The organism is Devosia sp. FJ2-5-3 (genome assembly GCF_029201545.1).
GTDB lineage: Bacteria > Pseudomonadota > Alphaproteobacteria > Rhizobiales > Devosiaceae > Devosia.
Map to the genome: position 1 here is coordinate 109477 of NZ_CP104007.1, position 24563 is coordinate 134039.

General features: G+C 64.2%; 23 protein-coding genes. 10 read left to right on the plus strand and 13 right to left on the minus strand.

Annotation, left to right across the window (positions count from 1 at the left end; all coding sequences use genetic code 11):
• On the minus strand, positions 1-1611 hold the full coding sequence (locus N0P34_RS00530; RefSeq protein ID WP_275605075.1) for a TadG family pilus assembly protein: 1611 nt from the start codon (positions 1609-1611) through the stop codon (positions 1-3).
• Between the two features lie 32 nt (positions 1612-1643).
• Positions 1644-2069, minus strand: a complete 426-nt coding sequence (locus N0P34_RS00535) for a TadE/TadG family type IV pilus assembly protein (protein WP_275605076.1) — start codon at positions 2067-2069, stop codon at positions 1644-1646.
• Positions 2070-2252: 183 nt separating this feature from the next.
• Between N0P34_RS00535 and N0P34_RS00540 the strand changes: the two genes are divergently transcribed.
• Complete coding sequence (locus N0P34_RS00540) at positions 2253-3059, plus strand: siderophore ferric iron reductase (protein WP_275605077.1); 807 nt, start codon at positions 2253-2255, stop codon at positions 3057-3059.
• Positions 3060-3157: 98 nt separating this feature from the next.
• Here N0P34_RS00540 and N0P34_RS00545 read toward each other — a convergent pair whose 3' ends face one another.
• Positions 3158-3730: an SH3 domain-containing protein gene (locus N0P34_RS00545; protein WP_275605078.1), complete on the minus strand. Its 573-nt coding sequence runs from the start codon at positions 3728-3730 to the stop codon at positions 3158-3160.
• 104 nt (positions 3731-3834) lie between these two features.
• Here N0P34_RS00545 and N0P34_RS00550 point away from each other — a divergent pair, with 104 nt between their 5' ends.
• The 4 genes from N0P34_RS00550 to truB all read left to right on the plus strand — a co-directional run bounded on the left by N0P34_RS00550 (position 3835) and on the right by truB (position 7028).
• Positions 3835-4854 carry a D-glycerate dehydrogenase gene (locus N0P34_RS00550; RefSeq protein ID WP_275605079.1) on the plus strand — a complete coding sequence of 340 codons (1020 nt, stop codon included), beginning with the start codon at positions 3835-3837 and terminating at the stop codon, positions 4852-4854.
• Positions 4855-5013: 159 nt separating this feature from the next.
• Positions 5014-5676 (plus strand): hypothetical protein, encoded by a 663-nt coding sequence (locus N0P34_RS00555; RefSeq protein WP_275605080.1) that lies wholly within the window; start codon positions 5014-5016, stop codon positions 5674-5676.
• 33 nt (positions 5677-5709) lie between these two features.
• Positions 5710-6117 (plus strand): 30S ribosome-binding factor RbfA, encoded by a 408-nt coding sequence (rbfA, locus tag N0P34_RS00560; RefSeq protein ID WP_275605081.1) that lies wholly within the window; start codon positions 5710-5712, stop codon positions 6115-6117.
• A 2-nt stretch (positions 6118-6119) separates the two neighbouring features.
• Positions 6120-7028, plus strand: coding sequence for a tRNA pseudouridine(55) synthase TruB (gene truB / locus N0P34_RS00565; protein ID WP_275605082.1), 909 nt, complete (start codon positions 6120-6122; stop codon positions 7026-7028).
• A 16-nt stretch (positions 7029-7044) separates the two neighbouring features.
• Here the strand turns inward: truB and N0P34_RS00570 are convergent, their stop codons facing one another.
• The 5 genes from N0P34_RS00570 to irrA form a co-directional block, all read right to left on the minus strand.
• Positions 7045-7935: a ribokinase gene (locus N0P34_RS00570; protein WP_275605083.1), complete on the minus strand. Its 891-nt coding sequence runs from the start codon at positions 7933-7935 to the stop codon at positions 7045-7047.
• The gene (locus tag N0P34_RS00575) at positions 7932-8471 is read right to left on the minus strand and encodes a DUF1697 domain-containing protein (RefSeq protein ID WP_275605084.1); all 540 of its coding nucleotides are present in this window, start codon (positions 8469-8471) and stop codon (positions 7932-7934) included. The genes N0P34_RS00570 and N0P34_RS00575 overlap by 4 nt, the downstream gene beginning before the upstream one ends.
• Positions 8471-9070, minus strand: a complete 600-nt coding sequence (locus tag N0P34_RS00580) for a YdeI/OmpD-associated family protein (RefSeq protein WP_275605085.1) — start codon at positions 9068-9070, stop codon at positions 8471-8473. The genes N0P34_RS00575 and N0P34_RS00580 overlap by 1 nt, the downstream gene beginning before the upstream one ends.
• A 3-nt stretch (positions 9071-9073) precedes the next feature.
• Positions 9074-9955, minus strand: coding sequence for an arylamine N-acetyltransferase (locus N0P34_RS00585; RefSeq protein ID WP_275605086.1), 882 nt, complete (start codon positions 9953-9955; stop codon positions 9074-9076).
• Between the two features lie 96 nt (positions 9956-10051).
• On the minus strand, positions 10052-10498 hold the full coding sequence (gene irrA / locus N0P34_RS00590) for an iron response transcriptional regulator IrrA (protein ID WP_275605087.1): 447 nt from the start codon (positions 10496-10498) through the stop codon (positions 10052-10054).
• 176 nt (positions 10499-10674) lie between these two features.
• Between irrA and fabA the strand changes: the two genes are divergently transcribed.
• The 5 genes from fabA to N0P34_RS00615 are packed head-to-tail and all read left to right on the plus strand — an operon-like array spanning position 10675 to position 15162.
• Positions 10675-11205, plus strand: coding sequence for a 3-hydroxyacyl-[acyl-carrier-protein] dehydratase FabA (gene fabA / locus N0P34_RS00595; protein ID WP_275605088.1), 531 nt, complete (start codon positions 10675-10677; stop codon positions 11203-11205).
• 60 nt (positions 11206-11265) lie between these two features.
• A complete protein-coding gene (gene fabB / locus N0P34_RS00600; RefSeq protein ID WP_275605089.1) occupies positions 11266-12492 on the plus strand; it encodes a beta-ketoacyl-ACP synthase I in 1227 nt (408 codons plus the stop codon).
• Between the two features lie 32 nt (positions 12493-12524).
• Positions 12525-13649 (plus strand): tRNA epoxyqueuosine(34) reductase QueG, encoded by a 1125-nt coding sequence (gene queG / locus N0P34_RS00605; protein ID WP_275605090.1) that lies wholly within the window; start codon positions 12525-12527, stop codon positions 13647-13649.
• Complete coding sequence (locus N0P34_RS00610; protein WP_275605091.1) at positions 13646-14515, plus strand: SDR family oxidoreductase; 870 nt, start codon at positions 13646-13648, stop codon at positions 14513-14515. The genes queG and N0P34_RS00610 overlap by 4 nt, the downstream gene beginning before the upstream one ends.
• Positions 14512-15162, plus strand: a complete 651-nt coding sequence (locus tag N0P34_RS00615) for a GNAT family protein (RefSeq protein ID WP_275605092.1) — start codon at positions 14512-14514, stop codon at positions 15160-15162. Before N0P34_RS00610 ends, N0P34_RS00615 begins: the two co-directional genes overlap by 4 nt.
• A gap of 351 nt (positions 15163-15513) precedes the next feature.
• On the opposite strand, the gene N0P34_RS00620 is transcribed toward N0P34_RS00615, so the two are convergent.
• The 5 genes from N0P34_RS00620 to mutS all read right to left on the minus strand — a co-directional run bounded on the left by N0P34_RS00620 (position 15514) and on the right by mutS (position 24473).
• Complete coding sequence (locus N0P34_RS00620; RefSeq protein WP_275605093.1) at positions 15514-15984, minus strand: universal stress protein; 471 nt, start codon at positions 15982-15984, stop codon at positions 15514-15516.
• A 19-nt stretch (positions 15985-16003) separates the two neighbouring features.
• Positions 16004-17035 carry a tryptophan--tRNA ligase gene (gene trpS, locus N0P34_RS00625; protein ID WP_275605094.1) on the minus strand — a complete coding sequence of 344 codons (1032 nt, stop codon included), beginning with the start codon at positions 17033-17035 and terminating at the stop codon, positions 16004-16006.
• Positions 17036-17101: 66 nt separating this feature from the next.
• On the minus strand, positions 17102-18664 hold the full coding sequence (gene murJ, locus N0P34_RS00630; protein WP_275605095.1) for a murein biosynthesis integral membrane protein MurJ: 1563 nt from the start codon (positions 18662-18664) through the stop codon (positions 17102-17104).
• A 315-nt stretch (positions 18665-18979) separates the two neighbouring features.
• Entirely contained in the window at positions 18980-21778 is a 2799-nt protein-coding gene (locus N0P34_RS00635; protein WP_275605096.1) for a [protein-PII] uridylyltransferase, read from the minus strand.
• Positions 21759-24473 carry a DNA mismatch repair protein MutS gene (mutS, locus tag N0P34_RS00640; RefSeq protein WP_275605097.1) on the minus strand — a complete coding sequence of 905 codons (2715 nt, stop codon included), beginning with the start codon at positions 24471-24473 and terminating at the stop codon, positions 21759-21761. Before mutS ends, N0P34_RS00635 begins: the two co-directional genes overlap by 20 nt.
• Positions 24474-24563 lie beyond the last annotated feature (90 nt).

Here is a 24563-nt window from a genome sequence, read left to right on the forward strand (position 1 = left end):
CTATCCGACGAGGACAGCATCGGTGCATTGAACGCCATAGACGCGCACATCCGCCTCTCCCAGGCCCAGCCCCAGGCTGCGCAGGAGGGAGGAGAGCAGTTGGTCGAGCGGCAGGGCCAGAGGGGCGAGCAGGGCGCGCAGGCTCGCGGCGACGACATTGAGATTGAGCCCGATGCCGAGCAGCTCCAATTCCACCCGCAGATCGAGATTGCCGAGCAGCGAGGTCATCAGCGAGCTGGCAATGGTCTGGGTGCGGGCAGTCTTGAGCGCGCCCGTTTCGATATCGGTGGATGAAAAGTGGAGGAGGAGCGGGGTCGTCTGGACGGCGGTGATTCGGGAGGAGCCAGTTATGCTGAGCAGAGCCGCGTCGAGGAGCTTCACGGACCCGGCGGCGGGAAGGGCGCCGAAATTGGCCAATTGGCTGTCGCTCATGGCGCCGATGGCAAGGGTGAGAATACCGGGAAGGACGGCGATGCGCGCGCTGCCCCGGGGTTCGGCGGGGTTGGGGCAGATGGCGTCGACCACCCGGGCCTGGGCATGGGCCACATCTAGCCAGAGCGGCAGATTGACCACGCCATTGCTGACCACGGACCCGGCGAGCAATTTCAAGGCGAGACGCAGGCGCAATTGCGCAGTCCGCACGACAGTGCCGCTTGGACCGAGCGCGAACCAGCGCCCGCCCTGGGGCGGCTCGCCAATGGCCAGATCGAGATCGAATTTGGCGACGCCCGGCAGAGAGGGTGTCAACGCGAGGCGCACCTGCCTGTTGCCATCGGCCAGCGCTGCCGCTGCGCTGAGGATTTCGAGGGCCGAGAGATCAGCCGCGAGCGCGGCGGTTTCATCGTGGAGATGGAGGCGACTGAAGCGGCCGAGATCGAGCAGCTTGCCGATAAGCACCTGATTGCCCCTGCCGGCGAGGGCGATGGTATTGAGCACCCCCCTCTCCGTGCCATCGACGACGTCGGCCAGCGCTGCGGCGATCTGCCCGGCCCCGGCCTTGCTGGCGAGCAGGTCATTATAGCTCACCGCATCGACCCCCATTTCGATGGCCAGGGCATCGAGAAAGGAGAGGGCATTGACCCGAACCGAGGCGAGCTGGTTGTAATCCATGACCGAGAGCGAAAGAGTGGTGCCGAGGAGCCTGCCGAGGGCGGCATTGGCGAGCCCGCCATCGAGGCTGGCGAGGCGGGAGCCGATGGTGAAGGAAATTTCCGGGGTGACCCGCGCCAGGGCCTTTGCGGTGACAAGGGGGGGCGGCGTGAGGGCGCTGGCGAAATGCAGCGTGCCCGGATGGGTCAGCCCCACCGAAACGGCATTGGCCGGGCTGGCGCCCACCACGAAGCGGTCGGCCGGCGCGAGGCCGGGATCAGCCGTGTAGCGCCCGGTCAAAACCGTCAGGCTGCCCTTGGCCAGGGCCTCGCCGAGGCCGGCATGGATGAGCGCATTGCGGGCCAGGGCCTCAGCGCTCGTGGGATCGCTAGCGGCGGTTAGGGCCGCGATATCTACCCCGGCCTGGAGTATGCGCCGCTCATGGTAGAGCCCCGCCCCATCGACGACGATGGCGCCCATGATGGTGCCGAGCGAGAAGGCAATGGCAAAAAGCATCGCCATATTGCCCTGGTCGTTGCGGAGGAATTTTCCAATCACAGCCCACCCTGCCGGATGGTGGCGCCGGCGCGCATCTGCTGGCTCGGCAGCGGCAGGGGCGGGTAGAGGTTCCAGACCGGCAGGAGGCTGGCGTCGTAGCGCAATTGCACGCTGTATTGGCTGGGGTCGTCGGGATGATCGCCAATAATTGCGCCAAGGCGGGCGCGGTCGATGAGGGGATAGGCTTTTGCGTGGCGGTCGAGATAGGCCGCGACCAGACGATTGCGCTCGGCCTCGCTGAGGCCGGAAATGGCGATGCGCGCGGAATCGGCAGCCAGTTGCTGGAGGGAGATGGCGGCGCCGAAATAGATGCCATAGGCGAGCATGCCCATGAGCAGCAGCAGGAAAGCGGGCGTCAGCAGCGCGAATTCGACCGCGGAGCTGGCCCTTTCATTGCGCACCAGACCGGACAGAAGCGACATAGCGGGGGCCCTCCCGGTATCGAGGCCAGGTGTCAGCAGTTTGGGCGTCCGCGGTAAGCTCGACCTAAACCCCGCTGTGAGGGGATTTGCGGAGGGTGAGGGGAGAGTACGGAGGCGCGCCGGAGAAGATGACTTTTCTTCTCCAGTTCTCCTTGCTAGGACGAGGCATCGATGGAGGCTTGTTTGGCCGCGACTTCGCGCAATTTTCTGTTTGCCACCGACCAGGGCGATGCCGCCCTGACGCAATTGCTGGCCATTTTGCGCCAGCGGACCGGCTTTCTCGATGGCGCGCCGGGCGGCCCCTTGCCGGGCTGGCACGTGGCCGGGCGCGATAACAGCGCGTTTCTCGACATGCTCTATGGCCGGCTGGAGGCTACCTATCCCGCCGCCGGACAACCCTTTTATGCCACGCGCCTCTGGACCAACCTGATGTGGCAACCCGCCTATGTTGCGGTGCTCAGTGTGCACGCCCATGGCGCGCTGCCGCAGTTTTCGGGCATGGCGCAGGCAATGAAAGGGATCGATGTCAGCGGCTTCCGCCTCGCGCCCGGGCCGCAGCACAAGGACGATCTGGAGGCCCTGATTGCCCAGGCGGGCACGCAATTGCGCACCATGGGCGACATCGTGCTGGCCGAGATAAACACCCTCACCAAGCTCAAGCGCGTGCCGGCAATGCGCCTCCTGGCCGATCGCATGCTGGGACTGATGATGCGCCTGGGCAGTTTCGTGCCGGGAACGAGCGTGGCGGACCAGCACCGTTTCTGCGCGCTGTGGCTCGACGCCATGGGGCTGAAGGGGCAGGGCAAGCTCGAATCGATCGGGCTGGACGATGGCCGGGAAACGGTGATCATCGCCCGCAAGGGATGCTGCCTCGACTATCTGGCCTTTCCCGACACCTATTGCGTGTCCTGCCCGAAACAGGACGATGCGGTGCGCCTGGCGCGCCAGAGGGCGAGCGCCATTGCCGAGCTCGACAATGGCGAAGACTGAAATTTAGAGCGTTTCACCGAAACGATGAAAGTGCTCCAAGCTCTTGCTGGTCGCGCTTCCGAACCAGAAAAGTGGTGTCCACTTTTCTTGCAAACGCCCTAGTCGAAGACCTCGTCGGGGTAGACGCCCCAGAGCTCTTCCTGGCGGACGAAGCCGGTATAGCTCGAGCGCTCCCCGGGCTGGCTGGCCGAAACTTCGCACCATTGCCCGTCGCACTCGCTGATCCCGACCTTTGCCCCCGGACCGAGGCGGGCCCTGACGCGGGCCTCGTCGGACCGGTTCGCGCGGATCGACACCTCGCCATTGGCGAGCAGCGGGGCGGCGTAGCCGAGGCGCGTTCCGACCAGGAGGCTCTGGTGGACCCAGCCTTCGGAGCCGTCGGCGTCGCGAATTTTGCGCCAGGTGTCGAATTCCTGGATGATCTCCACCGGCACGGCGGACACCAGATAATTCCAGGAGATTTCGTATTTGGTGCCGGGGCCGACGCGCACATTGATCGGGTTCGATCGCGTCGAGACAAAGCGGGGCAGGGGCAAGCCGCTGGGATTGTCAGCTTGCGCCATGACCGGGGAAGGACTTGCGACGGCGGCGGCCAGAATAGCCAGCGCCGCGAGGAAGACCGAAAAAAGGCGAGTGCGGGCACCGCCCGAAATGGCGTGCATCAACAACATGACTTTGCAGACGGGTTGGAATTGCCCTATCACTAGCCTCAATATCCTTAATGGTCGCTGAAGAGGGGAAATCACATTTCTCCCGCCCCCTCGTAACGGAACGCATGACAGCCAGTAAACCCAAGATTCTGGTGACACGTCGCCTGCCCGACACCATCGAGGCACGCATGGCGACCTTGTTCGAGACCGATATCAACGAGACCGACCAGACGCTAAACGCCGACGACATCCTCTCCGGGCTCGCCGGCAAGGATGTGCTGGTCTCCACCATTACCGACCGGATCGACGCGGCGCTGATCGGCCGGCTGCCGCCCAGCGTGCGGCTGATCGCCCAGTTCGGCAATGGGGTGGACAATATCGACCTCGAATCAGCCTGGGCGGCGGGTCTGACCGTCACCAATACGCCCAGCGTGCTCACCGAGGACACGGCCGACATGGCCATGGCGCTGATGCTGGCACTGCCGCGCAGGCTGGTCGAGGGCACCCAGATGCTGCTGCGCGACCGGGCCTGGGCGGGCTGGTCGCCGACCTCGATGCTCGGCCATCGCCTGCGCGGCAAGGCGCTGGGGATTGTCGGCATGGGCCGGATCGGAACCGCGGTGGCGCAGCGGGCGCGGGCCTTCGGGCTCTCGATCCATTATTTTTCGCGCAATCGGCGACCGCCCGGGGTCGAGGAGCCATTAGGGGCGGCCTATTGGCCCGATCTCGACGCCATGCTGGAGGTGGTGGATATCGTCTCGCTCCATACGCCGCTGACGCGGGAAACCAGCAACATCCTTTCGGCGGACCGTCTGGCCCGGCTCAAGCGCGGCGCCTATGTGCTCAATGTCAGCCGGCCCGAACTGCTCGACGAAGCGGCGTTGATCACTGAAATAGAGGCCGGACGCCTCGCCGGAGCGGCGCTGGATGTGTTCGACAATCGCACCGGCATCAATCCGCGGCTCCTGGCGCTGGCGGAAGCCAACCGGGTGATCCTGACCGCGCATATGGCGTCGGCGACGCTCGAGGCGCGGATCGAAATGGGCGAAGCGGTGATCGTCAATATCCGCACCTTCATGGACGGCCACCAGCCGCCCCATCGGCTCCTGCCCGAACGGCCCTCGCCGCGCGCCCTGCGCGGCTGAGTGTTGCAGCTTTTCCCCATTGGCTGCGCCATCGTCCCCCGGGGGGACGCGCCCCCTTGCGCGGCAAGGACTTGGCTCCTAATCGTCTGGCAATGACCGGGAGGCCCTGGGGGCTTGGCTGCGCCGGTGCCGTTTCGGGTCCAGGAGTGCCCAGTGCCAGTGAACAGGTTTTTCGCAATTGCCCTCATGCTTTCGGTCGTGCCCGCCGTTTCGGCACAGGCCCAGGTGCGCAGCGAGCCGCCGCTGGTAGCCGAAGGCGACCAATTGGTGCTCGAGGCCATGGACCAGCGCATGGTGCTGCCCATGCCCGACTGGCTGAGCGAGGCGCAGCGCCGGGATGGCGATGTCCGCAGCCATCTCGAGGCCGTCTATGTGGCCGACGAGACCCAGGCGCTGCTCGAAATCTACCCCAAGGGGGAAAGCCAGGCCTTGTGGTCAACGCTCTATGGCGCGCGGATCACACGGCAGACCAATGTCAGCCTTGTCGACTATCGCGCGGCGGTGATGTCGGCCTATGCCCGCAATTGCAAGCCGGAGCTGACCGGCTTCTTCCAGCTGGGCCCGGACGAGGGCGAAAGCCTGGCGCCGCTCGGATTTGTATGCGGCAGCTATCTCGACACCCTGTCCGGCTATCAGGGACTGGGCGAGGTCATGGTCGTCAGCTTCCGCAAATCGGACAGCGGCATCGCCATCGTCTACCAGGAATGGCGGGGCAAGAGCTTTGATCCGGCCCAGCCGGCGAGCTGGCCCGTCGCCACGCAGACCGTCGAAGCCCGCGCCAACCAGCTCAACAGCGCCGCGCAACTGAGCGCTCTGGATTGACGGAAGGCCCGAGAGGGCCTATCGGCATGAACCATGAAAAAAGACCATAAGCCCGCCGGTCCCAGCCAGCGCTCGCTGCGCGTGGGTGAACTTGTCCGCCATGCCCTGGCCGATATTTTCGCGCGCGGCGATATCGAAGACGAAGCCCTTGCCGGCGTGGTGCTGACCGTGCCTGAAGTGCGCATGTCGCCCGATCTGAAGCTGGCCAATGCCTATATCATGCCGCTCGGGGGCGCCTATGCCGAAGAGATCGTCGCCGTGCTCAACCGGCATGCCAAATTCGTCCGGGGCCGCGTGGCTCCGCAGATCAACATGAAATTCGCGCCCGAAATCCGCTTCCATGTCGATGCCACGTTCGAGGAAGCGGGGCGCATCGACATGCTGCTGCGCTCGGACCGCGTGCGACGGGATCTGGACGACGACGGCAGCGACGAAGACTGACTGTGGCCGAACAGAAAAAATCCAAAAAGCGCCCCATCTCCGGATGGGTGGTGCTCAACAAGCCCTATGATTTCACCTCCACCCAGGCGGTGGGCAAGGTGCGATGGCTGTTTGCCGCCGCCAAGGCGGGCCATGCCGGCACGCTCGATCCGCTAGCAACAGGCATTTTGCCGATTGCGCTGGGCGAGGCCACCAAGGCGGTGCCGCAGGTGCAGGACGGGACCAAGATCTATCGCTTCTCGATTGTCTGGGGTTCGGCAACGACCACGGACGATATCGAGGGCGAGGTGATCGCCACTTCGGATGTGCGGCCCGAACGGGAAGCGCTCGAGGCGGTGCTGCCCCAGTTTACCGGTACCATCATGCAGCGGCCGCCGATTTTTTCGGCGCTCAAGATCGATGGCGAACGCGCCTATGATCTGGCCCGCGCCGGCGAAGTGGTGGAACTGGCGCCGCGCCCGGTCGATATCGATGCCATCGAGCTGATCGAGCACGGCACCGACAAGACGGTTTTGGAAGTGACCTGCGGCAAGGGCACCTATGTGCGCTCCCTGGCGCGCGACATCGCCGAAGTTCTGGGCACGCGCGGGCATGTGGGCAACCTCCACCGCGCCGCCGTGGGCCCCTTCACCGACGAAGATGCCGTGACCATCGAAGAGCTGGAAGCGGCCGAAGAGGGCCCCGCGCGCGATGCCATGCTGGGGCCGGTCTCTGCCGGCCTTGTCGACTTGCCCGAAATCCGGCTCGATCCGGTGCAGGCGGCGGCTGTCGGGCACGGCAATCCCGTGCTGCTGACGGGCGCCGGCTCGCCCGCACAGCTCGACGAATGCTGGGCCAGTTTCAAGGGCAAGGTCATCGCCACCGGACATGTCGAATTCGGCCAATTCAAGCCGCGGCGCGTCTTCAACTAGCCTTTTTCGCTATTCTTCAAAGCAATGCGTCGACATCCCGCGCCAGCGGGATGGCCGGCTGTGCGCCCGGATTGAGGCAGGCAAGGCTGCCGGCAATGGCGGCGCGGCGCAGCGCCTTTTCGAAATCCATCCCCGCTTCGAGACTGGCCGCGAGATAGCCGCAAAACGTATCGCCGGCCCCGACCGTATCGACAGGTTTTACCGGATGCGCGGCGACGGAGATCGCGCCATCAGGGGTCTGGGCGCGGGCGCCATCGGCACCCAGGGTGACGACAATGGTGCGCCCGGTGGCTTTCACCCAATCGGCCATGGCCGCTTCGAGTTCGGCAAGCGGCCGGCCGGTGAGCAGGGAAAACTCGGTTTCATTGGCGACGACGATATCGGCCAGCCGGGCAAGCTCGGCCGTATCGGGCAGGAAGGGCGCGGTGTTGAGGACGCTGCGCGCGCCTTTTTGACGGGCGATTTCGAGGGCGCGGCGGGTGGCGGCCTGCGGAACTTCCTGCTGGAGGAGCACGATGTCGCCCGGCTTGAGCGCAGCAAGGCCAGTGTCGGCGTCCTCGGGGCTGACCGTGCCATTGGCGCCGGGGAGGATGGCGATGACGTTCTCGCCTTCGGCATCGACGAAGATCATGGCGATGCCGGTGGCAGCCTCCGCCTTGCGCATGTCGGAGAGATCGACGCCACCATCCCTCAGCAGGGCGAGCGCCATATCGGCAAAGGCATCGTCGCCCACGGCGGAAACATGGCGGACCTCGGCTCCGGCGCGGCGCGCGGCCAGGGCCTGATTGGCGCCCTTGCCACCCGGGGCCATGGAAAAAGTGCCGCCGGCAACGGTTTCACCGGGCTTTGGCAGACGCGTGACTGTGCCGACCTGGTCGAGATTGGTGGAGCCGAAAACGGTGATCACTGCAGAATCTTCTCTATCGTGTTCCAGTTGCGCATGGTGTCGAGCGTGCCCTTGCCCAATTGGGCATAAAGGGGCTTGAGCACCTCTTCGACATGTTCTGTATAGCGGCCATTGGCCTGCCGATAGGCGGCAATGTAGATTTCGCGTCTATCGATGCGCAGAATTTCCGTGTCTCCGGGCCGACTTGGAATGTCGAGGCCCTCGGGCAGCGGCGCATCGAAGAGCAGGACGTGGCGGGTGAGATCGGCTCCCGGGTCGAGCGTGCCGAAGGGATTTTGCGCGAGCATCGCGCGCAACTGATCTTCCGAGCGGAGAACGACGCCGACCTTGAAGCCGAATTTATCGGCAATGATCGTTTCCAGCTTTTTCTTGAGCGCGGCTTCCGGGCCCTCTGCCTCAAGGCGGACATTGCCGCTGGCGAGGATGGTTTTCACCTGCCCATAGCCGGCCGCCTCGAGGCAGGATTTCAGCTCGGCCATCTTCATCTGCCGCTTGCCCAGATTGATGCCGCGGAGAAACGCGCCCCAGATCGGCATCAGTCCTGTTCCAGCTTTTGCGGATAGATGGTTTGGCCCTGCGCCAGCATATCGACGAAACCGGCAATCTTCCGCGTCCGCGCCGCCTCGGTCTTGAGGCTGATGGTGCGGAAGGTCAGCGCGAAGCGGTTTTGCGCGCTTAGCTGGTCATAGGTCTTCTGGGCGGCCGGATTGGCGGCAATGGCGGCAAGCAGATCGACCGGGGCCTCCTGCGTCGTCGCATAGGCGGCGTCCCAGCGGCCGTCCTTTTTGGCGGCTTCGACATGGACGAGGCCATGGGGCGTCATCAGTCCCATTTCCGTCAGCCGGGCGACATTGTCGCGATTGATCTGGCTCCAGACCGATTTCGACCGGCGCGGGCAATAGCGCTGGACGAAGGAAATCTCGTCCCAGCTTTTCTTGATGGCGTCGATCCAGCCCCAGCACAGCACGGCATCGATGGCCTCGACAGGGGAGATGGTCGCCCGGCCGCTGGCCTTTTTGAAGATGCGGATCCAGACTTCGTCATCAATGTCGTGATGAAGTGCCAGCCAGTCGTAAAAAGCCCGGAAATCCTCGAATTCCCTGAGCTTTTCAAGGGGGACGGTGACGGGCGCCATGGCCTAGTCCTGGGGATCGGGCTGGGACTCGGAGGCTGTTTCCGGCTCGGCTTCGGCCGGGGGCAAATCCGGCAGCAGGGCCATCAGCGCCGTATCGAGCGCCTCGCTGGCGGGCAGGATGAGACCGAACTCGCCGGTGAGAATGGCGCGCATCTCTTCGATGGTAGTGATGTCGATCTGCTGTTTTTCCGCATCGAGCGGACGGACGCTGAAATGGTTGTCGCGCAGGCTGAGGCGGCGGCCGCTGGGCGACAGGCTGGCCAGCAAATGCCGGGTGAAGGGGGAGGCCGGGTCGGTGGACAGGCGCGCATTGATGGCGCCGAGTTCGGCCTCATCGACATTTGCAGTCGTAAAGGCATAGAGCGGGCGCCACTGGTCGCCCAGCTGCACTTCCAGCGTCCATTCGGGATCGCCGCCCATGAGGCGGAAAGACTGGTGCGGAGTGGATTGGTCGGCCTCAGCGCGCAGTTTCAGCGGCGTGGTCAGGGTCAATCCGCCAAAGCCGACATCGGCGATATATTTCTGGCCGTTGATCTCGACGAGCACCAGCATGTGGGTCGGCTCGGTTGCCCCCCCATCCTGGGCGTGGGGCCAGATGACCCGGGCAAGAAGCGGGCGCGCCTCGTATTCGAGCTCGATAAGGACCCGCATGAACAACAGATTGTGCTCGAAGCAATAGCCGCCGCGCCGCTCGGCGAGCAGTTTGCGCTCGAGGCTTTGCTGGTCGAGGGCGACGGGCTTGCCGGTAAAGGGATCGAGATTTTCGAAGGGGATGGTGGCGGGATGAAGGGCGTGAAGCAGTTCGAGCGTCGCCGCTGTCGGCGCGATTGAACCGGCAAAGCCGATTCGGTCGAAATAGGCTTTGAGGTTGACCTTTTCAGGCATCGACCACCTTTGTCGCAGTTTCCGTTGCGTCCAGTATGATCCGGCGGGCGGGATTTGTCATCTCCGCCCATCGGCCGACACATGCCGCGCCGGCGATCAGACGGGCGTCTTGCGCACCCGGATCACCACGTCGACATGGGCCACTTCCATGCCGGCCGGAGGCTGGGGCAGGGCCCGGAACACCACCGAATCGGCCGGAATGTCGATCATGCGCTGCTCGTCTTCGACATAGAAATGATGATGATCGGAGGTGTCGGTATCGAAATAGGAGCGCGAGGCATCGATGGCGACTTCGCGCAGGAGACCGGCTTCGTGGAACTGATGGAGCGTATTGTAGATGGTGGCGAGCGACACGTTCACGTGAGCCTTGCTCGCCTCCGAATGCAATTGTTCGGCGCTGACATGGCGATGTGGACCGGCGAACAGGAGTTCGGCCAGGGCAACGCGCTGACGCGTGGGGCGAAGACCGGCCATGCGCAGGACAGCCGTCAGGCAGGGCGTGCGGGACGGATGCAACCGGTCGGCAAGGCTGTGATCGGACATTGGGCCAGAAATACTCGTCGTTAGGTCCATATATTTCCAACCCTTCTTATAGTGTCGCGGGGCCAGGGAAACAAGCGGCGCGGGCGCCGCAGGGGGCTAATGCGCATTCTGGCCCGCTTGACCCTCATTGTGCGCCCCTATACGAGACAAGACTTGAGGCGAAGTGGGGAAGCACGATGGCCGAACGGCAACACGCATTTAACTATGAAGAGCTGCTGGCACATGGACGGGGCGAGCTGCCCGGCCAGCTGGACGCCCGTCTTCCCGCGCCCCCCATGCTGATGTTCAACCGCATCACCCACGTCGCCGACAATGACGGCCCCTATGGCAAGGGCAGCGTTCGCGCCGAACTCGACGTGACGCCGGACCTGTGGTTCTTCAAGTGCCATTTCATCGATGATCCGGTGATGCCCGGCTGCCTCGGGCTCGACGCGCTCTGGCAGATGACCGGCTTTTTCCTTGGCTGGGGCGGTTCGCCCGGCAAGGGCCGCGCCCTCGGGGGTGAAATTAAGTTTACCGGCCAGGTGACCAATGATGTTGAACTCGTCGAATACGGTATCGACATCAAGCGGGTCATTCGCTCGCGCCTGACGCTGGGCATTGCCGATGGCTGGGTGAAGGCCGACGGCAAGACCATCTATGAGGCCAAGGACCTGCGGGTCGGCCTGTTCACTGACAGCCAGCTGCAGGACCAAAAGGGCGGCTAAGCCCCAATCTGCGCTTTTATTTGACGTGCGCCGGCCCCACGGCGCGAAGACGAGGACGATATGAGACGAGTTGCGGTTACCGGCATGGGTATCATCTCCTCGATCGGCAATTCGCTGGACGAGGTCACGACGAGCCTGCGCCAGGCAAAGCCCGGCATTGTTTTTGCCGAGGACTATGCCGAGCTCGGGTTCCGCAGCCAGGTCAAGGGCGATCCCCGTCTCGATCCGTTCGAACTGCTCGACCGCCGCGTCACCCGCTTCATGGGCAAGGGCGCGGCGTGGAACTATCTCGCCATGCAGCAGGCCATCGCCGATGCGGGGCTGGACGCGAGCGACATTTCCAACCCGATGACCGGCATCGTCATGGGCTCCGGTGGCGCCTCGACCCGCACCATCGTCGAAGCCGCTGATATCACACGCAAAAATTCGTCGCCCAAGCGTATCGGGCCGCTGGCCGTGCCCAAGGCCATGGGGTCCACCGCCTCGGCAACGCTGGCGACGTCCTTCGGCATCAAGGGCATCAATTATTCGATCACCGCGGCCTGCGCGACCTCCAAGCACTGCATCGGCAATGCGGCCGAGGCCATCATGCTGGGCAAGCAGGACATCGTCTTTGCCGGCGGCCACGAGGATCTCGACTGGACGCTTTCCGATCTCTTCGACGCCATGGGCGCGATGAGCTCGAACTATAATGGCACGCCGGAAAAGGCGTCTCGCGCCTATGATGCGGCCCGCGACGGGTTCGTGATTTCGGGCGGCGCGGGCGTGCTGGTTCTGGAAGAATATGAGCGGGCCAAGGCCCGTGGCGCCCGCATCTGGGCCGAAGTGGTCGGCTATGGCGCCACCTCGGACGGCGTCGATATGGTCGCCCCCTCGGGTGAAGGCGCCGAGCGCTGCATGCGCATGGCGCTGAAAAACGTAAAGGCGCCAATTGATTACATCAATCCGCATGCCACCTCGACCCCTGTGGGCGACCTCAAGGAAATCGAGGCGCTGCGCGCCGTGTTCGGCAATGAGGACAAGTGCCCGCCGATCTCGGCGACGAAGTCGCTGACCGGCCACAGCCAGGGTGCGACGGGCGTGCATGAATCGATCTATTCGATCCTGATGATGAACAATCGTTTCATTGCCGAGAGTGCCAATATCGACGTGCTCGATCCCGCCTTCGAGGACATGAACATCCTCCGCCAGCGCCGCGACGACGTCGATCTGGGCTATGTGCTGTCCAATTCCTTCGGCTTTGGCGGCACCAATGCGGCACTGGTGTTCAAGCATCCGGACGCCTGACGCCAGCCGACGGCGACCGCCCCGAGGGTGAGATGGCCGATACGAGCAAAATCGTTGAAGAACTGAAAAGCCGGGCCCTACAGCTCGGCTTTGAGGCTTTTGGCATTGCCTCGGCCGATTCGCGCCCCGATTTGCCGGAAAAACTGCGCATCGCGCTGGAAAAGGGCTGGCACGGCGATATGGAGTGGATGGCCGAGACCGAGGAACGGCGGGCTGATCCGACAAAACTCTGGGACGAAGCGCGCTCGGTCATTCTCCTCGGCGTCAATTATGGGCCGGACTTCAACCCATTGGATTTGCTGAAGGAAAAGCAGATCGGGGCGATTTCGGCCTATGCGCGGAACCGGGATTATCACGACATCATCAAGGGCAAGCTCAAAGAGTTGGCGGGCCTTCTGGCGCGACGCTCAGGCGCTGATGTGAAGGTGTTTGTCGATACCGCGCCCCTGATGGAAAAGCCGCTGGCCGAAGCGGCGGGCCTTGGCTGGCAGGGCAAGCACACGGTGCTGGTGAGCCGTCAATTCGGCTCCTGGCTGTTTCTGGGCGCCATTCTAACCTCGGCGGAACTGCCCGGGGATAAGATGCACGCCGAAAGCTGCGGGCGTTGCACCAAATGCCTCGATATCTGCCCGACCAAGGCCTTTCCCGGGCCCTTCCAGCTCGATGCAAGGCGGTGCCTCGCTTATCTCAGCGTCGAGCATAAGGGGCAGATTCCATTGGAGTTTCGCATTCCGATGGGCAATCGCATCTATGGGTGCGACGATTGCCTGGCGGTCTGCCCGTGGAACAAGTTTGCCTCGGTGAGCCGGGAAGCCAAGCTGAGGAGCCGGCCGGAGCTGGAACGACCCGAGCTCGGCGATCTCGTGGCGCTGGACGATGAAGGGTTCCGGGCGCTTTTTGCGGGCTCTCCGGTCAAGCGCATCGGGCATTCCCGGTTTTTACGTAATGTCTTGATCGGTATCGGAAATTCGGGATTCTCCGGCTATGTGCCGGCGGTTGAGAATCGGCTGTCCGATACCTCGCCGCTGGTGCGCGGGGCGGCGATCTGGGCGCTGCGAAGGCTTGACCCCGAGCGGGCGGAACGGCTCAAAATAGACTTCCTGCCAGGCGAAACCGACGCCGAAGTGGCAAGTGAATGGAGTGCGGATATCTCATGAAAGTCTTGTTTTTCGGCCTTGGGTTTTCGTCTCAGGCCAGTGCGCGCGCCATTCGCATTAGAGACGAATATGCTAGCATAATGGGAACAGTTCGGACCGCCGAACGCGAAAATGCGCTTGAGGCGACGGGGCTGGCCGCAATTGTTTTCGACGGCACCAGACCCAGCCCGGATGTCTCGGTGGCGCTCGCGGATACGACCCATGTCGTCGTCTCCATCGCGCCGGATGCCGATGGCGATGTGGTGCTGCGCCATCACCGCGCCGATCTCGACGCGGCAAAAGACCTCGAATGGATCTGCTATTATTCCACCGTCGGGGTCTATGGGGATTTCGATGGTGCCTGGATCGACGAGAGCGCGCCGCTGGTGCCGCGCAATATGCGGTCGGATTTGCGGGTTCTGGCTGAGCAGGAATGGCGCGATTATGCGGCCCAGCGCGGGGTGAAACTCTGCATTTTGCGGCTGGCAGGCATTTATGGGCCGGGGCGGTCGAGCTTTGACAAGCTGCGCGACGGCACGGCGCGGCGGATCATCAAGCCGGGGCAGGTGTTTAATCGTATCCATGTCGAGGACATCGCCCGGGTGACGGCGCTGGCGGCGGAACGCCGGCTTGAAGGCATTTTCAACATGGCCGACGACGAACCGACGCCGCCCCAGGACGTGTTCGAGCACGCCGCCGGGATGATGGGCGTGCCGGTGCCGCCCGATATGCCGTTTGAATCAGCGGAGATGTCGCCGATGCAAAAGAGTTTTTATCGGGACAACAAGCGGGTTTCCAACAAGGCCATCAAGACTGCGCTGGGGATTGAAATGCTCTATCCGAGCTATCGCGAGGGGTTGGCGGCGATCTGGGAGCGCGAACAATGAGCGTGCAACCGGCGAAGTCTGCGCCTGAGCGGATCCTGCTCGAGGGGCGTTATGTGCGGCTGGAGCCGCTGGAGAAGCGCCACGCGGCGGATCTGTTGGCCGCGTCCATAGGTGAGGGCGTGCCGGAGCGCTATCGCTGGCTGTTCGAATATGCGCCGACGACGCTGGCAGAGGCTGAGGACTTTGTCGCGCGCGTCAATGCCGGGCCGGACCGCTTCGTTGCAGTGGTGGACAAGGCAAGCGGCCGGGCGCTCGGGCGGCAGGGATGGATGCGGATTTTTCCCGAGCACGCGTCCATCGAAATTGGCGGGGTCTATTGGGGACCGGAGATGGCCCGCTCGCGGCTTAGCACCGAGGCGCTCTATCTCTTTGCCCGGCATGCGTTTGAGGATCTTGGCTATCGGCGGTTCGAGTGGAAGTGCAACAACCGCAATGCGCCATCCAAGGCAGCGGCGCTGCGGTTTGGGTTTGAGTTCGAGGGGGTTTTCCGGCAGGACCGGATCGTGAAAGGCGAGAGCCGGGATACGGCCTGGTACTCGATGATTGATGGCGAATGGCCGGCGATCCGGGCGGAGTATGAGCGCTGGCTGGATGCGGGGAATTTTGAGGCCGAGGGGCGGCAGAAGACGAAGTTGCGGGTGGGGTAGGGGCGCGCGCCTCTGCGTCGGCGTTGGCGGGTTTAGCCGGCAATCCAGTTTTTGGCGGCATGGACCACCGGGACAGGCCCGGTGGTGACGGTGGGAGAGATGGTGCTCTTTCTCAGGTATACGCCGGGCTGCCCTCGGGCTTGACCCGAGGGTCGGTTGGGGAGCCCGGGTTGATCGCATTGTGCACTGGGAGATTGGCCCTCGGGTCAAGCCCGAGGGAAGCGAGCCGGTGGGTGGGGCGCGATTTTACCGCGGAGCGGCCGGATCTTTGCCATTCGGCCGTAGGCCTCATGGCCTGCTTCGCTCAAATCTCTCCACTGGAGAGATTTGCCCGCGCGGAGCGCGGGACACTCAGCAGACAGCGATAATCTCTTCGTCGGTCAGACGGCCGGGGACGATGGTCAGCGGGATCGGCAGGGCGTGGGTGCGGCTGGCGAAGTGGGTGACCAGCGGGCCGGGGCCTTCGGTGGATTTGTTGGCGGCCAAGACCAGGATGGCGATGTCCTTGTCCTTGGCGATCACCGCCTCGATCTGCTCGGCGCCATCGCCCTCGCGAATGACCGATTCGTAGCGGACATCGCCGATTTCCTTGAGACGGGCGAGGCGCTTGTCGAGATTGCGCTCGGCTTCCTCGACGGCCTCGGCGCGGAGCACTTCCTCGACGCCCATGCCGATGAATTCGGGCTTTTCGATCACCGACATCAGCACCACCGTGCCCCCCGTGCGCTTGACACGGAAGGCCGCAAAGGTGAGGGCGCGATCGCATTCTTCGGTTTCGTCGATGACGACGAGGAATTTGCGCTTGTATTCGGTATCGTACATGGCGCCCTCCGAGGGGGTGTTAGCGGATGAAGCCGACGATGCGGCGCACTTCGCTCATGGTCTTTTCGGCGAGGACCGAAGCCCGTTCCCCGCCATCGCGCAGCACGGCGTCGATGGTGGCCGGATCATCGAGCAGGCGGCGCATCTCGCCGCTCATCGGACCGAGCACCGACACGGCCAGTTCGGCGAGGGCCGGCTTGAACTTGCCCCAGCCCGCGCCGCCATATTCGGCCAGCACATCGGCCTTGGTCTTGTCGGTAAGCGCGGCATAGATGCCGACGAGATTGTCGGCTTCGGGACGGCCGGCAAGGCCCTCCACGGTTTCGGGCAGTTCGGCCGGGTCGGTGGTGGCCTTCTTGATCTTCTTGGCAATGGCGTCGGCATCATCGAGCAGGGAAATGCGCGACTGATCGGAAGGATCCGACTTGCTCATCTTCTTGGTGCCGTCGCGCAGGGACATGATGCGCGTGGCGGGGCCGGCGATCAGCGGCTCGGTGATCGGGAAGAATTCAGGATCGAGGCCCTGCTCGAGGATCGAGGCGGCATAGTCGTTGTTGAATTTTGCGGCGATGTCGCGCGTCAGCTCGAGATGCTGCTTCTGGTCGTCGCCGACCGGCACCTGCGTGGCCTTGTAGAGGAGGATGTCCGCAGCCATCAGCGAGGGATAGGCAAGGAGGCCGAGCGAGACGTTTTCGCTGTTCTTGCCGGCCTTGTCCTTGAACTGCGTCATGCGGTTCATCCAGCCAATGCGGGCAACGCAGTTGAAAATCCAGGCGAGCTCGGCGTGCTGGACCACCTGGGACTGATTGAAGACGATGGAGCGCTTGGGATCAACGCCGGCGGCGATGAAGGCGGCCGCGACTTCGCGCGTGGCCCGGCGCAAGGCATCGGGCTCCTGCCAGACCGTGATGGCATGCATGTCGACCACGCAATAGAGGGTCTCGTGCGTATCCTGCAGGGGCACGAAGCGGCGAATGGCGCCGAGATAATTGCCCAAATGCAGATCGCCGGAAGGCTGGATGCCGGAAAAGACGCGAGGAGAAAAGGCCATGGATCTTTCAAAGCGCTGAGTGCGGAACGGCAGAGTTCTATACGCTGCCGCCGCGATTGGGAACTCTCAGCGGCGTCGGCGCAGGCGGGCGAGAAGCCCACCGAGGCGCTGCGTGCCGCTGACATGGATGAGGGTGAAGTAGAAGACGATGCCATAGGCGACGAGGACGAAGAGGACGCCCCCCTGCCGCCAGAGCGGAACGCCAGAGGCGAGATGGGCAGCCCCGCGCTCGCCGAGAAGCATGAGGCTGAGACCCATGAGGGCGCTGATGGCGATGATCATGGTCTGGCCCCACCACTGGCTGCGCGGGACGGAAAAATGGCCGCGCAGGGCCAGCGCGACTGCCAGCATGAGAACATTGAGCCAGGCCGAGGCGGCGGTGGCCAGAGCAATGCCGACATGGAAGAGACTGGGGAAGAGCCAGAGCGAAATGGCGATATTGGCCGCTACGCTGATGGCGGCAAAGATGGTGGGGGTGACCGTATCCTCGCGGGCGAAAAAACCCGGCTGGAGGACGCGAATAAGCACATAGGCGGGCAGGCCCGCGGCGAAGGCGACGAGAGCCTCGGCGGTGCGGGCGGTGGCGAAGGCATCAAAGGCGCCGCGTTCGAAGAGGACGCGGACAATGGGTTCAGCCAGGCCCATCAGCGCGGCGGCGGCCGGAACGGTGAGCAGCATGGAGAGGAAGAGCGACTGCTCCTGGCTCTGGCGGGCTTCCACATCGCGGCCGCCCTTGAGGTGGCGGCTCAACTCGGGGAGCAGCACGGTGCCGATGGCGATGCCGATAATGCCCAGGGGCAATTGGTAGAGGCGATCGGCATAGGCGAGGATGGAAATCGTGTCATCGGCGCCCGAGGCGATGATGGTGCCGACGAAGATGTTGATCTGGGTGATGCCGCCGGTGAGGATGGCCGGGATGGCCAGAACCCAGAAGCGCCGCACTTCCGGATCGAGCCGGGGCAGGCGGAAATCGGGGCGGAAACCGGCGCGCTCGATGGCGGCCCAGACCAGCGCCAGTTGGGCGATGCCGCCGCCCATGGTGGCGAGCGCCACCCAGATGGTCGCGTCTTCGGGCGACTGCACCCAGAAGGTGGCCAGCGGGATCAGCATGGCGATGTTGACGATGTTGAGCAGCACCGGCGCAAAGGCAGCGGCGAAGAACTTTCCCAGCGAATTGAGGATCGCGCCATAGGCCGCCATCAGCGACATGCAGGCGAGATAGGGGAACATGATCCGGGTGAGGAGGACCGTGAGGTCGAACTTTTCCTTGTCGTCCACGAAGCCGGGGACGAAGGCCACCATGATCTGGGGCATGAAGATTTCGACTAGGATGGTCACCACGACGAGCATGGCGACGAGCCAGCTCATGATGCGAGCGGCCAGCTCGCGCGCGCCATCTTCGCCCTGTTGCTCGAGCGCGCCGGAGAACATGGGCACGAAGGCGGTGTTGAACGCGCCCTCGGCAAAGAGGCGCCGGAAGAGATTGGGGAAACGGAAGGCGGCGTTGAAGGCGTCGGCCACCGGGCCCACCCCGAGCACGGCCGCCATCAGCGCATCGCGGACAAAACCGGCGAGGCGGGAGAGAATGGTCCAGCTGCCGACCGAGACGAAGTTTTTGAGGAGGCTCATGGGTGGGCTTGGCTGGTTTTGGGAGTGTCGGAAGAACCCCCACCCTCAATCCCTCCCCATAAGGGGGAGGGAGGCAGGGCGGTGTTGGTGGCCGGATTGGTGGGCAGTGGCAACAGGGGAGCACCCCCACCTAGCCTCCCCCTGGAGGAGGGGGAGGGACGGATCGGGGTCGGGGGGAGATCGGTGGTCAGCCACTGTTGGGCTCCTCCCCCTATCAGGGGGAGGTTGGGTGGGGGTGTCTCGGCGCGGTACAGGAAGGCCCCCCTCCCCAACCCTCCCCTCAAGGGGGAGGGAGGCAGGCCCGTGGGTGGGCGCCTAGCCATTGGCGGCTTTCTTGTCTTCGGTGGGGTTTTCGAACACCGCCAGAAGCGCGTCGTGGATTTTTTTCTGGCGCTGTTTCACGTGAATCTTCTGGCCTGTCAGGTCGGTGACGTAGAAAACGTCGACTGCCTTTTCGCCATAGGTGCCGATATGGGCGGAGCCGATGGTGAGGCTGAGATCGGAGATTTCGCGGGTCAGGGCGTAGAGGAGGCCAATGCGGTCGAGGCCTGAGACCTCGATGACGGTGAATTTTTCCGAGATGGCGTTGGAGACCGAGACCTGCGCGGGAAGGGCGAAGGGTTTGAGGCGCTTGTTGTGACGGCTCTGCTTGCCGAGATCGATGAGGACCGTGCGCTTGCCCTGGAGGAGCTGCTTGACCGTGTCGATGATGCGGGTGGCGCGGACCTTTTCGTCTTCGTCGGAGGTGAAGCTGCGGCGGAGGCGGAAGGTGTCGATGGCGCGGCCGTCGCGGGTGGAAAAGATCTGCGCGCCGATAATGGACGCATCCTGCATGGTGCAGGCGCCGGCGATGAGCGAGAGCAGGCGCGGGTGGTCGGGCGTGTAGAAGCTGACTTCGGTGATGCCTTCGAAGGCTTTTACCCGGATTGAGCCGGCGAAGGGCTGGTCGGCCTCGTCGGCATGGCGGATCATGCGGGCGTGCTCAAGCTGCAGCTCTGGCTCGGCACGCAGCCAGTAATGGTCGTAATGCCGGGCGAGATAGGTCTCCACCGCCTCTGCGGGCCATTTGTCGAGGGCGGCGGCGAGCGTCTGGCGGGCGGCGTGGACGCGGTCGAAATGGCTGACCTGGCTATGGCCGCCCGAAAGCAGGGGCTCGGTGGCGTAGTAAAGGGCGCGCAGGAGCGAGCCCTTCCAGCCGGTCCAGGTGCCGGGGCCGACGGCGCGGATATCGCAGGCGGTGAGGATCATCAGCAGCGCAAGGCGCTGCGGCGACTGGACGATATCGGCAAAGGCCTTTGCCGTTTCCGGATCCTGGATGTCGCGGGCCTGGGCGATCTCGCTCATCAGCAAATGATATTCGATGAGCCAGGCGACGGTGTCGGTTTCGGCTGGCGTCAGGCCGAGGCGGGGACAGAATTTGCGGGCGATGCGGGCGCCGGCGATCGAATGATCCTCGGGGCGACCCTTGGCGATATCGTGGAGGAAGAGCGCGACATAGAGGAGGCGGGTATCGTTGAGCTGGGGCAGGAGCTCATGGGTCAGCGGCAGCTCGTTGCGAAGACCCCCATTGGCGATATCGGCCATGCAGCCGACGGAGCGGATGAGATGCTCGTCCACCGTATAGTGGTGGTACATGTTGAACTGCATCAGGGCGACGATCTTGCCGAAATCGAGCACGAATTTGCCCAGCACGCCGCTCTCGTTCATCTGCCGCAGGATGCGCTCGACATAGAGCGGATTGGTCAGAATGGTGAGGAAGTGGGCATTGGCGCGCGGATCGTTGCGCAGGCGATTGTCGATCAGGTGCAGGGAATGGCGGATGTGCTTGATGGCATCGGGATGGAAGAGCAGCTCTTCGCGGCCGGCCACCATGAACATGCGGATGAGGTTGACCGGATCCTTCTCGAAGACATCGGCGGCGGCGATGTTGAGCCGGCCGGTGTCGATGACGAAATCGGTCTCGCCCTTGATCTTGGACTTGCCCGAGCGGAACGGTGCGAGCACACGGCCGACGAGATCAAGATCCTTGGCGTGGTGGAATTCGAGTGAGGCGCAGATAATGCGGGTGAGATCGCCCACATCCTTGGCGACGAGGAAATAGCGCTTCATGAAGCGCTCCACCCCGAGCATGCCGAGGCGCTCGGCATAGCCCATGCGGCGGGCGAGATCGGGCTGGACGTCGAAGGTCAGCTTTTCCTCGGCGCGGGCGGTCACATAGTGGAGGTGGCAGCGCACGGCCCAGAGGAAATCCTCGGCGCGGGAGAAGAGGCGGTATTCGGCGGCGGTGAGGACACCCTTGCCGACCAGCTCCTGGCTGGTCTTGACCTGGTAAAAATACTTGCCGATCCAGAAGAGGGTATTGAGGTCGCGCAGGCCGCCCTTGCCGTCCTTGATATTGGGCTCGACCACATAGCGGGTATTGCCCATGAGGCGGTGGCGTTCGTCGCGCTCGGCCATTTTCGCGGCGATGAATTCCGGGCCCGTCCTGGGCATGATCTCGGTTTCAAAGCGGGTGACGAGCTGGTCGAAAAGGGCCTTGTCGCCGGTGAGGAAGCGGGCTTCCAGCGTCGCGGTGCGCACGGTCATGTCGGCGCGGGCCATGCGGATACATTCATCGACCGAGCGGACCGCGTGGCCGACCTTCTGGCCGAGGTCCCAGAGCATGTAGAGAATATATTCGGTGACCTGCTCGCCCCAGGGGGTCTGCTTATAGGGCAGGATGAAGAGGAGATCGATGTCCGAACCGGGTGCCAGCGTGCCGCGGCCATAGCCGCCGACGGCCGAAAGCGCGATGGCTTCAGCGCCGGAGGGATTGTCGACCGGATAGACCCGCGTCGTGGCAAAGAGATAGACGGCGCGAATGATCTCGTCCTGGGCGGCGGAGAGATTTTGCGCGCAGCGCGTGCCCTTGCCGGTGGCGAGCAGTTCGGCTTCGGCGCCGGCGCGCGCCTCGGCGAGGGTCTGGCGCATATGGGCCAGGACCAGGGCGCGGGCCGCAGGCGATTTGGCAGGCTGGTCGGCCACAAGGGCGTCGAGTTCGGCAAGAAGGGCCGAGGCGCTCCTGAGCGCGAATTGGGCTTTTCGCGGCTTGGCCTCAGCGTCGGCGAGCATCATCACGGATTTTCTTCAACTCGTAGAGCGTATCGATGGCTTGCTTGGGGGTCATTTCGTCTGGGCGAATGGCGTCGAGCGCCTCGAGCACAGGGTCCTTGCTGGCGACAGCCGGGGCGGGCTGGTGGGCAAAGAGTGGCAGATCATCTAGCACGCTCGCCTTCTGGCTGGAAGAGGCGGTGCCCGCCGAACGCTGCTCGAGGACATCAAGAACCTGTTTGGCCCGCGCGATGACCGGCTCGGGCAGGCCGGCAAGCCGCGCCACCTGAATGCCATAGGAGCGGTCGGCAGCGCCGGGGCCAACTTCGTGGAGGAAGACGACCTCGCCCTCCCACTCGCGCACCTTCATGGTGACATTGGCGACGCGGGTGAGGGTTTTGGCCAGCGAGGTCAATTCGTGGAAATGGGTGGCGAAAAGCGCCCGGCAGCCGGTGGTTTCATGCAGCGCCTCGACGGCGGCCCAGGCGATGGAGAGACCATCGAACGTGGCCGTGCCGCGGCCGATCTCGTCGAGCACGACAAGGCTGCGGCGGGTGGCGCGATTAAGGATGGCAGCGGTTTCGACCATTTCGACCATGAAGGTCGAGCGCCCATGGGCGATGTCGTCGGAGGCGCCGACGCGGGAAAAGAGACGGTCCACCACCCCTATATGGGCGCTATCGGCGGGAACAAAAGAGCCCATCTGCGCGAGAATGGCGATGAGCGCGTTCTGGCGGAGGAAGGTGGATTTACCACCCATATTGGGACCGGTGACCAGCCAGAGCTTGCCGCCGCCGATCTCGTCGGCGCCGGAGAGATCGGCATCATTGGCGACGAAGGCGTGGCCTTCGGCCTTGACCATGGCTTCGACCACAGGATGGCGGCCGCCAAGAATGGCGAAGGCGAGGCTGTCATCGACCTGGGGACGGCAATAGCCCCGCGTGGCGGCGATTTCGGCCAGGGATGCGGTGACGTCGAGCTCGGCAAGAGCATCGGCGAGACGCTGCAGCCGCACGGTCTCGATAAGGGCAGCCTCCCGCAGCTGAGCGAAAATAGTGTGCTCGATTTCGAGCGCGGCATCCTGGGCGCGGGCGATGCGGCCTTCGAGCTCGGCCAATTCGGTGGTGGTGAAGCGCATCGCATTGGCCAGCGTCTGGCGATGGATGAAAATTTCGCGATGGGGGGCTTCGAGGAGTTTCTGGCCGTGATTGGCGGGCACTTCGACGAAGAAACCGAGGACGCCATTGTGCTTGATCTTGAGCGAGCGCACATCGGTCTCGTCCATCAGCCGGGCCTGGAGCGCAGCGACGACGGCGCGGGTTTCCGAGCCAAGGGCGCGTTCTTCGTCGAGCCTTGCGTCATAGGCGGGGCGGACAAAACCGCCATCGCGGGTGAGGAGGGGCAAGTGGTCGTCAAGGGCGAGGCCGAATTCGCTGGCGAGGGTTCGGGGGGCGGCGACAAGCGTTTGGGCGAGGCCGGAGAGCACGGCAGGCAGATCGGAAATCTGGGAGAGTTTTTCGCCCAGCGCCAGGGCCACGCCCACCGCCTTGCCGATCGCCGCGAGATCGCGCGGACCGCCGCGCTCGAGCGACAGGCGGGAAAGGGCGCGGGCGAGATCGGGCACGGATCTGAGTTCGGTGCGCAGCTTTGCGCGCAGGATCGTGTCATCGGCGAGGCGGGCGACCGCATCGAGCCGCGCATTGATTGCGGCGGCATCACGCAGGGGCGCAGCAAGGCGATTGGCGAGGAGGCGCGCGCCGGGGGCGGTGACCGTCAGGTCGATGGCGTGGCGCAGCGAGTTTTTGGACTGGCCGCGCTGGGTGAGAAGGATTTCAAGGCTCTGGCGCGTCGCCGCATCGATGGCCATGACGGCGTCGGCGGCATCGAGCAGGGGCGGCCGCAGGGGGGCGGTGCGGCCCTTCTGGCTCTGGTCGACATAGGCGATGAGCGCGCCAAGCGCCGCGCGGCCGGCGCGGGAGAGGGCGCTGGGATCGAAGACATCGGCAGCGAAGGCGCGCCGTATAGGGTCGAGAGCCAGTTCGCTATCGGCGGCTTCGGGCGGGGCAAGCGAGGCAATCTCCGCCCAGGAGGGGGCAAAGAGATGCCGCTCGACGAGGATTTCGCGGGTGCGCTCGGTGAGGAGCAATTCGGCCGGCGCGATGCGGGCGAGCTCGTCGGCGAGGCGATCGGCAGAGAGATCGGCGACAAAGGTTTCGCCGGTGGAAATATCGGCCCAGGCGAGGGCGAAATCGGTTTCGCCATGGCGCACCATGGAGAGGGCGGCCAGATAATTGGCACTGCGCGCATCGAGGTGATCGTCCTCGGTGAGGGTGCCGGGGGTGACGAGCCGCACCACATCGCGGCGGACGACGGATTTACTGCCGCGCTTCTTGGCTTCGGCGGGGTCTTCCATCTGCTCGCAGATGGCGACGCGATGGCCGAGGCGGATGAGCTTGTTGAGATAATCATTGGCGGCATGGATGGGCACGCCGCACATGGAAATATCTTCGCCAAGGTGCTTGCCGCGCTTGGTGAGGACGATGCCCAAAGCGGCGCTGGCGATCTCGGCGTCTTCAAAGAAGAGCTCGTAGAAATCGCCCATGCGGTAGAACAGGAGATATCCCGGGTTGACCGCCTTGATCTCGAAAAACTGGGCCATCATCGGCGTCAGCCCCGCAGGCGCGGGACTGGAGGCGGCCTCGATTGGGGTCTGATCCATGAGCTCGGGCGGTTCGGGGCTAAAAACGAAGCCCCGACCTTATGGCGAACGGGTTAAAAATCCAACCGGTCCCGTGGCGCCGCAAATGCG